This window comes from Pseudomonas sp. MT3, from assembly GCF_054720805.1.
This window is the reverse complement of record NZ_JBTVPY010000009.1, coordinates 44,383-55,674: the sequence shown is the minus strand read 5'-3', so window position 1 is coordinate 55,674 and position 11,292 is coordinate 44,383. Positions and strand designations below refer to the sequence as shown.

9 protein-coding genes are annotated in these 11,292 nt (G+C 66.1%); 5 read left to right on the top strand and 4 right to left on the bottom strand.

The window, feature by feature from the left end:
* Nucleotides 1–7: 7 nt before the first annotated feature.
* The 4 genes from pheA to mtnA all read right to left on the bottom strand — a co-directional run bounded on the left by pheA (nt 8) and on the right by mtnA (nt 6,295).
* Nucleotides 8–1,105: a prephenate dehydratase gene (gene pheA, locus ACYCAX_RS11060; RefSeq protein ID WP_015478144.1), complete on the bottom strand. Its 1,098-nt coding sequence runs from the start codon at nt 1,103–1,105 to the stop codon at nt 8–10.
* A complete protein-coding gene (serC, locus tag ACYCAX_RS11055; RefSeq protein ID WP_460248003.1) occupies nt 1,105–2,190 on the bottom strand; it encodes a 3-phosphoserine/phosphohydroxythreonine transaminase in 1,086 nt (361 codons plus the stop codon). Before serC ends, pheA begins: the two co-directional genes overlap by 1 nt.
* A 14-nt stretch (nt 2,191–2,204) precedes the next feature.
* Nucleotides 2,205–4,985, bottom strand: coding sequence for a DNA gyrase subunit A (gene gyrA / locus ACYCAX_RS11050; RefSeq protein ID WP_460248002.1), 2,781 nt, complete (start codon nt 4,983–4,985; stop codon nt 2,205–2,207).
* Nucleotides 4,986–5,218: 233 nt separating this feature from the next.
* Nucleotides 5,219–6,295, bottom strand: coding sequence for an S-methyl-5-thioribose-1-phosphate isomerase (mtnA, locus tag ACYCAX_RS11045; protein WP_015478147.1), 1,077 nt, complete (start codon nt 6,293–6,295; stop codon nt 5,219–5,221).
* 152 nt (nt 6,296–6,447) lie between these two features.
* Between mtnA and ACYCAX_RS11040 the strand changes: the two genes are divergently transcribed.
* The 5 genes from ACYCAX_RS11040 (at nt 6,448) to ACYCAX_RS11020 (ending at nt 11,262) form a co-directional block, all read left to right on the top strand.
* Nucleotides 6,448–7,773, top strand: a complete 1,326-nt coding sequence (locus ACYCAX_RS11040; RefSeq protein WP_015478148.1) for a TRZ/ATZ family hydrolase — start codon at nt 6,448–6,450, stop codon at nt 7,771–7,773.
* Between the two features lie 147 nt (nt 7,774–7,920).
* Nucleotides 7,921–8,619 (top strand): bifunctional 2-polyprenyl-6-hydroxyphenol methylase/3-demethylubiquinol 3-O-methyltransferase UbiG, encoded by a 699-nt coding sequence (gene ubiG, locus ACYCAX_RS11035; protein ID WP_015478149.1) that lies wholly within the window; start codon nt 7,921–7,923, stop codon nt 8,617–8,619.
* A complete protein-coding gene (mupP, locus tag ACYCAX_RS11030; RefSeq protein WP_294974307.1) occupies nt 8,616–9,293 on the top strand; it encodes an N-acetylmuramic acid 6-phosphate phosphatase MupP in 678 nt (225 codons plus the stop codon). Before ubiG ends, mupP begins: the two co-directional genes overlap by 4 nt.
* 51 nt (nt 9,294–9,344) lie before the next feature.
* On the top strand, nt 9,345–10,088 hold the full coding sequence (locus ACYCAX_RS11025) for a YciK family oxidoreductase (RefSeq protein ID WP_294974304.1): 744 nt from the start codon (nt 9,345–9,347) through the stop codon (nt 10,086–10,088).
* Nucleotides 10,089–10,335: 247 nt separating this feature from the next.
* A complete protein-coding gene (locus ACYCAX_RS11020; RefSeq protein WP_015478152.1) occupies nt 10,336–11,262 on the top strand; it encodes a GGDEF domain-containing protein in 927 nt (308 codons plus the stop codon).
* The last annotated feature ends 30 nt before the right edge of the window (nt 11,263–11,292 follow it).

The following is an 11,292-nucleotide window of genomic DNA, read 5'->3' as shown; positions in this document are numbered from 1 at the left end:
TGTCGGTTCAGAGAACCGCTTTGGGGTACGAGCCCAGCACCTTCAGGGCAACGGCTTCGCTGTTGATTTTTTCCAGCACGTCCTTGATCAGCGGGTCCTTGTGGTGACCGACGAAGTCGATGAAGAACACGTAGGTCCACTTGCCGCTACGCGACGGGCGAGTCTCGATGCGGGTCAGGTCGATGCCGTTGTTGTGGAACGGCACCAGCAGCTCGTGCAGCGCGCCCGGCTTGTTGCGCATGGAGACGATGATGGAGGTCTTGTCGTCGCCGGTGGGCGGCACTTCCTGGTTGCCGATCATGAGGAAGCGCGTGGAGTTGTCCGGGCGGTCCTCGATCTTCTCGTGCAGCTTGTCCAGGCCGTACAGGCTGGCCGCCATGTCGCCGGCAATCGCGGCGCTGTTCCACTCGCTCTTCACCCGCTTGGCGGCGTCGGCGTTGCTGGAGACCGCCACGCGCTCGACATTCGGGTAGTGCGCGTCCAGCCACTTGCGGCACTGGGCCAGGGACTGGGCGTGGGAGTAGATGCGGGTGATGTTGCTGGTCTTGGTGTTCTCGCCCACCAGCAGGTGGTGGTGGATGCGCAGCTCGACTTCGCCGCAGATCACCATGTCGTGCTCGAGGAAGCTGTCGAGGGTGTGGTTGACCGCGCCCTCGGTGGAGTTTTCCACAGGCACCACGCCGAAGTTCACCGCACCGGCGGCGACTTCACGGAACACCTCGTCGATGGCCGCCATCGGGGTGCTGATCACCGCGTGGCCGAAGTGCTTGAGCGCCGCGGCCTGGGTGAAGGTGCCTTCCGGGCCGAGGTAGGCCACTTTCAGCGGCTGTTCCAGAGCCAGGCAGGAGGACATGATCTCGCGGAACAGACGAGCGACTTCCTCGTTGTCCAGCGGGCCCTTGTTCAGTTCCATGATGTGCTTGAGCACCCAGGCCTCGCGCTCGGGCCGGTAGAACACCGGCTTCTCGCCTTCGGGCAGGGCGGCCATCTTTACGCGCGCCACGTCGGTGGCGCAGCGGGCGCGTTCGCTGATCAGCTCGAGGATCTTCTCGTCGAGGCTGTCGATGCGTACGCGCAAAGCCTTGAGCTGGTCAGCGTCGCTCATCAGCCGTGCTCCTTCTCGAACTCGGCCATGTAGCCGACCAGGGCTTCGATGGCGTCCAGACCCAGGGCGTTATAGATGGAGGCACGCATGCCGCCCACCGAACGGTGGCCCTTGAGGTTGAGCAGGCCGCGCGCGTCGGCGCCTTCGAGGAAGGCCTTGTCGAGCTTCTCGTCGGCCAGGCGGAACGGCACGTTCATCCAGGAGCGGGCGCTGGGCTGGATCGGGTTGGTGTAGAAGTCGCTGCTGTCGATGAAGCCGTACAGCATGTCCTTCTTGGCGCGGTTGCGCTGCTCCATCGCCTCGACGCCGCCCTGCTCCTTCAGCCACTGGAAGACCAGGCCGGAGAGGTACCAGGAGTAGGTCGCCGGGGTGTTGTACATAGAGCCGTTATCGGCGGCGACCTTGTAGTTGAGCATGGTCGGGCAGATGCTGCGGGCGCGGCCCAGCAGGTCTTCACGGACGATGACAACGACCAGGCCGGACGGGCCGATGTTCTTCTGCGCACCGGCGTAGATCAGGCCGAACTTCGACACGTCGGTCGGGCGCGAGAGGATGTCCGAGGACATGTCCACCACCAGCGGGACGTCGCCGACTTGCGGAATCCAGTCGAACTCCAGGCCGCCGATGGTCTCGTTGGACGCGTAGTGCAGGTAGGCGGCGTCCCTGGACAGGTTCCACTCGTTCTGCCCGGGGATGGCGAAGTAGTCGTACTTGGATGCACTGGCAACCACGTTGACGTTGCCGTAGCGGCGAGCCTCTTCGATGGCCTTCTTCGACCAGATGCCGGTTTCCACGTAATCCGCCACGCCGTCTTCGGGCAGCAGGTTCAGCGGGATCTCGGCGAACTGCTGGCTGGCGCCGCCCTGCAGGAACAGCACCTTGTAGTTCGACGGCACGCCCATCAGGTCGCGCAGGTCCTGTTCGGCCTTCTCGGCGATGGCCACGTAGTCGTCGCTACGGTGGCTCATCTCCATGACCGACAGGCCCTTGCCCTGCCAATCCAGCAGTTCGGCGCGGGCGCGCTCCAGCACCTCGGTGGGAAGCGCCGCGGGACCGGCGCAGAAGTTAAAGGCTCGCTTGCTCACATCCACTCTCGCTATCAGTCTTCGCTGGCCTGCGGGGCTTCTTCAGCCACAGCTTCGCCTGCTTCTGGGTTCTCTTCCGACACTTCGCCCTCGACGATCTCGCCGTCGATGACGTCGTCTTCGTCTTCCACCACGGTCGGCTCCTGCACCCGCTCCAGGCCCACGACGGTCTCGTCGGCGGCGAGCTTGATGAGGATCACGCCCTGGGTGTTACGGCCCGCACCGCGAACTTCGTCGACGCGGGTACGCACCAGGGTGCCCTGGTCGGAAATCAGCATGATCTCCTCGCCATCCAGCACCTGGACGGCGCCCACCAGATTGCCGTTACGCTCGTTGATCACCATGGCGATCACGCCCTGGCCACCACGACCGCGACGCGGGTAGTCGGCCAGCGGCGTGCGCTTGCCGTAACCGCGTTCGGAGGCGGTGAGGATTTGCGCCTCGCGGCACTCGGGGATCAGCATGGAGATGATGCGCTGGTCTTCGGCCAGGCGCATGCCGCGCACGCCACGGGCAGCACGACCCATGATGCGCACCTTGCTTTCCTTGAAGCGGATCACCTTGCCGGCGTCGGAGAACATCATCACGTCCTTCGATCCGTCGGTGATGGCGGCGGCGATCAGCGAATCGCCCTCTTCCAGCTTCAGGGCGATCAGACCGTTGGAGCGCGGCTTGGTGAACTGGATCAGCGGGGTCTTCTTCACGGTGCCTTTCATGGTGGCCATGAAGATGTAGGCGCCGGTCGGCTCGTCCTGGCTGAAGTCGGCGTCGTCGCCCTCTTCGCCCTCTTCGGCTTCCACCACTTCGGCGACCTGCTCGGCAACCACGTCGTCGTCATCGTTCTCGTCGCCGGCGAACTGGGCGCGCACGGCTTCCAGGTCGATCTGCAGCATCGCGGTGATGCGCTCGCCTTCGTCCAGCGGCAGCAGGTTCACCAACGGACGGCCACGGGCGGTACGCGAGGCTTCCGGGATCTCGAAGGTGCGCAGCCAGTAGACCTTGCCCTTGCTGGAGAACAGCAGCAGGGTGGCGTGGCTGTTGGCGACCAGCAGGTGTTCGATGTAGTCCTCGTCCTTCACACCACTGGCGGACTTGCCCTTGCCACCGCGACGCTGGGCCTCGTAGGCGGCCAGCGGCTGGGACTTGGCGTAGCCGCCGTGGGAGATGGTCACCACGCGCTCTTCTTCGGTGATCAGGTCGGCGATGGTCAGGTCCATCTGCGACGCGACGATCTCGGTGCGGCGGGCGTCGCCGAACTCGGCCTTGACCTTCTCCAGCTCCTCGCGGATGACTTCCATCAGACGCTCGGGACTGGTCAGGATGCGGATCAGCTCGCCGATCAGGGTGAGGATTTCCTGGTACTCGGACAGGAGCTTCTCGTGCTCCAGGCCGGTCAGGCGGTGCAGGCGCAATTCCAGGATGGCCTGGGCCTGCTCCGGCGACAGGAAGTACTTGCCGTCACGCAGGCCGTACTGCGGGTCCAGGTCTTCCGGACGGCAGGCATCGGCGCCGGCGCGCTCGACCATCGCTTCCACGGCGCTGGATTCCCAGCCAGTGGCGATCAAGCGCTCCTTGGCCTCGGCCGGGGTCGGCGAGGTCTTGATCAGCTCGATCACCGGGTCGATGTTCGACAGGGCGACCGCCTGCCCTTCGAGGATGTGGCCGCGTTCGCGGGCCTTGCGCAGCTCGTAGACGGTCCGGCGGGTCACCACTTCACGGCGGTGACGGATGAACACCTCGAGCATGTCCTTGAGGTTCATCGTGCGCGGCTGGCCGTCGACCAGGGCCACCACGTTGATGCCGAAGACGCTCTGCAGCTGGGTCTGCGCGTAGAGGTTGTTCAGCACGACCTCGCCCACTTCGCCGCGGCGCAGCTCGATGACCACGCGCATGCCATCCTTGTCGGACTCGTCGCGCAGCTCGGTGATGCCTTCGATCTTCTTCTCTTTCACCAGCTCGGCGATCTTCTCGATCAGACGGGCCTTGTTCAGCTGGTAGGGCAGCTCGGTGATGATGATCTGCTGGCGGTTGCCACCCTTCTCCATGTCCTCGATGGTGGCGCGGGCACGGATATAGACGCGGCCACGACCGGTGCGATAGGCCTCGATGATGCCCGCACGGCCGTTGATGATGCCCGCGGTCGGGAAGTCCGGACCGGGGATGTACTGCATCAGGTCATCGATGGACAGCTCGGGGTTGTCCATCAGCGCCAGGCAGCCGTCGATCACCTCGGTGAGGTTGTGCGGCGGGATGTTGGTCGCCATGCCCACGGCGATACCGCTGGAACCGTTGACCAGCAGGTTCGGGATCTTGGTCGGCATGACCGCCGGGATCTGCTCGGTGCCATCGTAGTTGGGCACCCAGTCGACGGTTTCCTTGTCCAGGTCCGCCAGCAGCTCATGGGCAAGCTTGGACATGCGCACTTCGGTGTATCGCATGGCCGCGGCGTTGTCGCCGTCCACCGAACCGAAGTTGCCCTGGCCGTCGACCAGCATGTAGCGCAGCGAGAAGGGCTGGGCCATGCGGACGATGGTGTCGTACACCGCGGTGTCGCCGTGCGGGTGGTACTTACCGATCACGTCGCCGACCACACGGGCAGACTTCTTGTAGGGCTTGTTCCAGTCGTTGCCCAGTTCGCTCATGGCGTACAGGACGCGGCGATGCACGGGCTTCAAGCCGTCGCGCGCATCGGGTAGGGCACGACCGACGATCACGCTCATGGCGTAATCGAGGTAGGACTGTCGGAGTTCGTCTTCGATGTTGACCGGGAGGATTTCTTTGGCCAGTTCGCCCATGAGAAGCCTGGTTCCTTTTTCAAATGGGACTCCGCCTCGCCCGTCCTGAGCCCGGCGGAGCGCGGTGCGCCATCAAAGCGCCACCGACTCTCTACAAATCAACGACTTGGCCGTTGATCCGCGATGCTGTGGGGGCCGTGAAAATGCCCCCTTAAGAACCGTCGGAGCTTACCACAAGCCAGGGTCAAACCCTACCCTCGCCCAGCCCCCACGATGAATTGCCGCAGGCCCCGTCAATGCAGGCGCTTGCGGCTCATCAACTGGGCCATGCGCTCGGCGTCGGGACGCTCGACCACCCCGCGCTCGGTCACGATGGCATCGATCAGATCCGCCGGAGTCACATCGAAGACCGGATTAAAGGCATCGACCTCGGCGGCGACCCGCTTGCCGCCGATTTCCAGCAGCTCACGGCCGTCGCGCTCCTCGATCGGGATGTCCTCACCGCTTTCCAGGTTCATGTCGATGGTCGAACTGGGCGCCACCACCATGAAGCGCACGCCGTGGTGCATGGCGTTGACGGCCAGCTGGTAGGTGCCGATCTTGTTGGCGACGTCACCGTTGGCGGTGATGCGATCGGCCCCGACTATGACCCAGGTGATGCTCTCGGTCTTCATCAGGTGCGCGGCGGCCGCGTCGGCATTGAGGGTAACCGGCACGTTCTCGTTGGCCAGCTCCCAGGCGGTCAGGCGCGCGCCCTGCAGCCAGGGACGGGTCTCGTCGGCGTAGACGCGCTCGATCAGCCCTTCCAGGTGCGCGGCGCGGATCACCCCCAGCGCGGTACCGAAGCCGCCGGTGGCCAGGGCGCCGGTGTTGCAGTGGGTGAGGATCTTCTGTGGGCCGCTGTGCTGCTTGCGGATCAGCTCCACGCCCAGTTGGGCCATGGTCAGGTTGGCTTCGCGGTCGCTTTCATGGATGGCGATGGCTTCCGCCTCCAGCAGCGGCATCGGGTCTTCGCCCGGCTTCAGACGCTCCAGGCGGTCGCGCATGCGGTTCAGCGCCCAGAACAGGTTGACCGCGGTGGGACGCGACTCGGCCAGCACGCTGAAATCGTTCTCCAGCGCCGCGCGCCAGTCACCACCCACGGCCAGGCGGGCGCGTAGCCCCAGGACCACGCCATAGGCGGCGGCGATGCCGATGGCCGGCGCGCCACGCACCACCATCTGGCGGATGGCCTCGGCCACGCCCTCGGCGCTCTCGTAGGTCAGCCAGGTTTCCTCCAGCGGCAGCAGGCGCTGGTCCAGCAGGCGGAGGGTCCCCTTGCGCCAATCAATGGCTGTCACCCGTTCGGCCGCCAACAGTCGCTCACGCATGGAACACCTCTTCATTTCAATGGAATCGCGGGCCTTTCCCGGCCCCGGGAATCGTCCCGCACGGGCGGGTAAAAGCGCCGAGTATACCGAGCCGGATCGAGTGGCGCTCGGCTATACTCGGGCCCTTTATCCCCGCGCCCAGGATGCGCTCCATGCCCACCGCCAAAGTCCCGCTCGACCTGCTGCTCTTTCCCTCCTGGATCGTCCCCGTGGAGCCCGCCGGCGTCGTCCTGCGCGATCACGGTCTGGGCATCCGCGACGGCCGCATCGCCCTGCTCGCCCCGCGCGCCGAGGCGCTGCGCCACCCGGCCTCGGAAACCCGCGAGCTGCCGGGCATGCTGCTCTCCCCCGGCCTGATCAACGCCCACGGCCACGCGGCGATGAGCCTGTTCCGCGGCCTGGCGGACGACCTGGCGCTAATGACCTGGCTGCAGGAACACATCTGGCCGGCGGAGTCCAAGTGGGTCGGCGAGGACTTCGTCCGCGACGGCACCGAGCTGGCCATCGCCGAACAGCTCAAGGGCGGCATCACCTGCTTCTCTGACATGTACTTCCACCCGCAGGTGGCCTGCGAGGCGGTGCACAAGGCCGGCGTGCGCGCGCAGATCAGCGTGCCGGTGCTGGACTTCCCGGTGCCCGGCGCCCGCGACGCCGACGAGGCGATCCGCCAGGGCCTGGCGCTGCGCGATGACCTCAAGCACCACCCGCGCATCAAGGTGGCCTTCGGCCCGCATGCGCCCTACACGGTCAGCGACGACAAGCTGGAAAACATCCTGATGCTCGCCGAGGAACTGGACGTCGGCATCCACATGCACGTCCACGAGACCGCCTTCGAGGTCCAGCAGGCGCTGGAGAAGCATGGCGAGCGGCCGCTGGCGCGCCTGCACCGCCTGGGCCTGCTCGGTCCGCGCTTCCAGGCCGTGCACATGACCCAGGTGAACGACGAGGACCTGGCGATGCTGGTGGAAACCAACAGCTCGGTGGTGCACTGCCCGGAATCCAACCTCAAGCTGGCCAGCGGCTTCTGCCCGGTGGAACGGCTATGGCAGGCCGGCGTCAACGTCGCCATCGGCACCGACGGCGCCGCCAGCAACAATGACCTCGACCTGCTCGGCGAAACCCGCACCGCCGCCCTGCTGGCCAAGGCCGTGGCCGGCCAGGCCACCGCACTGGACGCCCACCGCGCCCTGCGCATGGCCACCCTGAACGGCGCCCGCGCGCTGGGCATGGAGCAGGAAACCGGCTCGCTGGAGCTGGGCAAGACCGCCGACCTGACCGCCTTCGACCTCTCGGGCCTGGCCCAGCAGCCGGTCTACGAGCCGGTTTCCCAGTTGATCTACGCCAGCGGCCGCGACTGCGTGCGCCACGTCTGGGTCGGCGGCAAGCAGCTGCTGGACGACGGCCAGCTCACCCGCCTGGACGAAGAGCGCCTGATCGCCGTGGCCGGCGAGTGGGGTCGCAGGATCGCCGGCGCCTGAGCCCACCCCGGATCGGCATCCTCAGGCCGCGCTGCCTGAGGATGCCGGCCGCCGCTGCGACAATCTGTCATGCCGCGCCCCATCCATTCCACGAAGCTGGCATCATAGTCAGTCTTCGTTTCCAGCTTTTTGATCAATAGGGACACCATGAGCAACGTCGACCACGCCGAGATCGCCAAATTCGAGGCCCTCGCCCACCGCTGGTGGGACCGCGAGAGCGAGTTCAAGCCCCTGCACGACATCAACCCGCTGCGGGTCAACTGGATCGACGAGCGCGTCAGCCTCGCCGGCAAGAAGGTACTCGACGTCGGCTGCGGCGGCGGCATCCTCAGCGAAGCGATGGCCCAGCGCGGCGCCACCGTCACCGGTATCGACATGGGCGAAGCGCCCCTGGCGGTCGCCCAGTTGCACCAGCTGGAATCCGGCGTGCCGGTGGAATACCGCCGCACCACCGCCGAAGAACTGGCCGAAGAGATGCCCGAGCAGTTCGACGTGGTGACCTGCCTGGAGATGCTCGAGCACGTGCCGGACCCTGCCTCGGTCATCCGCGCCTGCTACAGGATGGTCAAGCCCGGCGGCCAGGTGTTCTTCTCCACCATCAACCGCAACCCGAAGGCCTACCTGTTCGCCATCGTCGGTGCGGAATACGTGATGCGCCTGCTGCCGCGCGGCACCCACGACTTCAAGAAATTCATCCGCCCCTCCGAACTGGGCGCCTGGTCGCGCGACGCCGGCCTGGCGGTCAAGGACATCATCGGCCTGACCTACAACCCGCTGACCAAGCACTACAAGCTGGCCGACGACGTCGACGTCAACTACATGATCCAGACCCTGCGCGAGGAGTGAGTCGCATGCTCAGAGCGGTTCTCTTCGACATGGACGGCACGCTGCTGGACACCGCGCCGGACTTCATCGCCGTGTGCCAGGCGATGCTCAAGGCCCACGGCCGCCCGCCGATCGACGACCAGCGCATCCAGGACGTGGTCTCCGGCGGTGCCCGCGCGATGGTCGCCGCGACCTTCGAGATGGACCCGGAAGCCGCCGGTTTCGAGGCCCTGCGCCAGGAGTTCCTCGATCGCTACCAGGAACATTGCGCCGTCTTCACCCGCCCGTACGACGGCATGGCCGAGCTGCTGGAGAGCATCGAGCAGTCGCGCCTGATCTGGGGTGTAGTGACCAACAAGCCGGTGCGCTTCGCCGCGCCGATCATGCAGCAGTTGGGCCTGGCCGAGCGCTCCGCCGTGCTGGTCTGCCCGGACCATGTGAAGAACAGCAAGCCGGACCCGGAAATGCTCCTGCTGGCCTGCAGCCAGCTGAAGATCGACCCGTCCGAAGCGCTGTTCATCGGCGACGACCTGCGCGACATCGAGTCGGGCCGCGCCGCCGGGACCAAGACCGCCGCCGTGCGCTACGGTTACATCCACCCGGACGACAACCCCGCGCACTGGGGCGCCGACGTCATCGTCGATCAGCCCCGCGACCTGCTCGCCGTCCTCGACCGCGCGCTCTGCTCCTGCTGAGTTCAATTCCCGGGAGCTCGTCGCGCTGACGGGCTCCGCTTAGGAGAAACCATGTTCGACTACTCCGCCCGCCCCGACCTGCTAAAGGGCCGCGTGATCCTGGTGACCGGCGCCGGTCGCGGCATCGGCCGGGCCGCTTCGCTGACCTTCGCCGCCCACGGCGCCACCGTGCTGCTGCTGGGCAAGACCGAGGACTACCTCAACGAGGTCTACGACGAGATCGTCGCCGCCGGCCATCCGGAACCGGTAGTGATCCCGCTGAACCTGGAAACCACCCTGCCGCACCAGTACGACGAGCTGGCGGCCACCATCGAGAAGGAGTTCGGCAAGCTCGACGGCCTGCTGCACAACGCCTCGATCCTCGGCCTGCGCTCGCCCATCGAGCAGATTTCCACCGACAATTTCACCCGCGTCATGCAGGTGAACGTCAACGCCATGTTCAGCCTCACCCACACCCTGCTGCCGCTGCTCAAGCTCTCCGAGGACGCCTCGGTGGTCTTCACCTCCAGCAGCGTCGGCCGCAAGGGCCGCGCCTACTGGGGCGCCTACGCGGTGTCGAAGTTCGCCACCGAAGGCCTGATGCAGGTGCTGGCGGACGAGTGCGAGGACATCACCCGCGTGCGCGCCAACAGCATCAACCCCGGCGCCACCCGGACCGCCATGCGCGCCCATGCCTATCCGGGCGAGAACGCCTTCAACAACCCGGCGCCCGAAGAAATCATGCCGGTCTACCTGTATCTCATGGGTCCGGACAGCAAGGGCGTGAACGGCCAGGCCTTCAACGCCCAGGACTGACCCCACGGCGCCCTCGCCCCGCCTCGGGGGCGCCGCATTTCGCCGGTTTTCTGGCTAGCGCGCTTTCTGACTCCCGGCAAAGTGCCATTATTTCGCCACTCTTCTGACGAAACTTCCACCCCATCGGAACCCAACCCGCCTTCTGTCGGTCCATAAGCGCTCTTTTGGAGACTTTTCGAGGGCTGGCACGGAAATCGCTCTGTCCCTCCTGTCGCCGTACAAAATGCGTCAGAGGTTGCCTCGCGTCATGGTTCCCCCCAAACAGTCCAACACCATCGACTTCGATGCCGCCAAGCTCCAGCGCCTGGCCGCCCAGGAGACGCGCCAGCGTCCCAGGCTTCCGCTCGACCCGCTGGAACTGCGCCAGCAACTGAACCTGCAATTGCAGGCCAGCCTGGAAGCCGAACGTATCCTGGCGGTGTTCTTCAGTGAGATCCAGCGCCTGCTGCCGGTGGACTACCTGGCCTACCAGCACTCGGGGGCCGACCTGCGCCTGGAGTTCGGCGACTCGGCAGCGCACAGCGCCGGCTATCGCCTCACCCATGACGGCGAGTACCTGGGCGAACTCTGCTTCCGCCGCCGCCAGCGCTTCTCCGAGGCCGAGCTGGGCCAGTTGGAGTCGCTGATGGCCTGCCTGCTCTACCCGCTGCGCAACGCCCTGCTCTACCGCGCCGCGGTGCAGTCCGCCCTGCGCGATGCGCTCACCGGCACCGGCAATCGCATCGCGATGGACCAGGCCCTGACTCGCGAGGTCGAGGTCGCCCGGCGCCACCTGCAACCGTTGTCGCTGCTGATGCTCGACCTGGACCATTTCAAGCAGATCAACGACGCGTTCGGCCACAGCATCGGCGACGACGCCCTGTGCGCGGTGGCGGCGGCGGTCAAGACCAGCCTGCGCAACGTCGACATGGTGTTCCGTTTCGGCGGCGAGGAGTTTCTCGTGCTGCTTTCCAATACTCCCGGCAGCAGCGCCGCCCAGGTGGGCGAACGGCTGCGGCGCGCCGTGGAGGAGCTGGACCTGGTCATCGACGGCAAGCGCTTGCCGCTTTCCATCAGCCTGGGCTGTGCCACGCTCAATGGCGGTGAGTCGGTGGACGACCTGTTGCGCCGCGCCGACAGCGCCCTCTACGAAGCCAAGCGCGACGGGCGCAACCGGCTGGCCTGCGCGAGTTGAGAACTATCTCCCTGTAGGAGCGAGCTTGCT

What these genes read in the sequence shown, in the direction of transcription:
- pheA (WP_015478144.1), bottom strand. Translation starts at nt 1,105, where the DNA reads ATGAGCGACGCTGACCAGCTCAAGGCTTTGCGCGTACGCATCGACAGC.
- gyrA (WP_460248002.1), bottom strand. Translation starts at nt 4,985, where the DNA reads ATGGGCGAACTGGCCAAAGAAATCCTCCCGGTCAACATCGAAGACGAA.
- mtnA (WP_015478147.1), bottom strand. Translation starts at nt 6,295, where the DNA reads ATGCGTGAGCGACTGTTGGCGGCCGAACGGGTGACAGCCATTGATTGG.
- ACYCAX_RS11040 (WP_015478148.1), top strand. Translation starts at nt 6,448, where the DNA reads ATGCCCACCGCCAAAGTCCCGCTCGACCTGCTGCTCTTTCCCTCCTGG.
- ubiG (WP_015478149.1), top strand. Translation starts at nt 7,921, where the DNA reads ATGAGCAACGTCGACCACGCCGAGATCGCCAAATTCGAGGCCCTCGCC.
- ACYCAX_RS11025 (WP_294974304.1), top strand. Translation starts at nt 9,345, where the DNA reads ATGTTCGACTACTCCGCCCGCCCCGACCTGCTAAAGGGCCGCGTGATC.
- ACYCAX_RS11020 (WP_015478152.1), top strand. Translation starts at nt 10,336, where the DNA reads ATGGTTCCCCCCAAACAGTCCAACACCATCGACTTCGATGCCGCCAAG.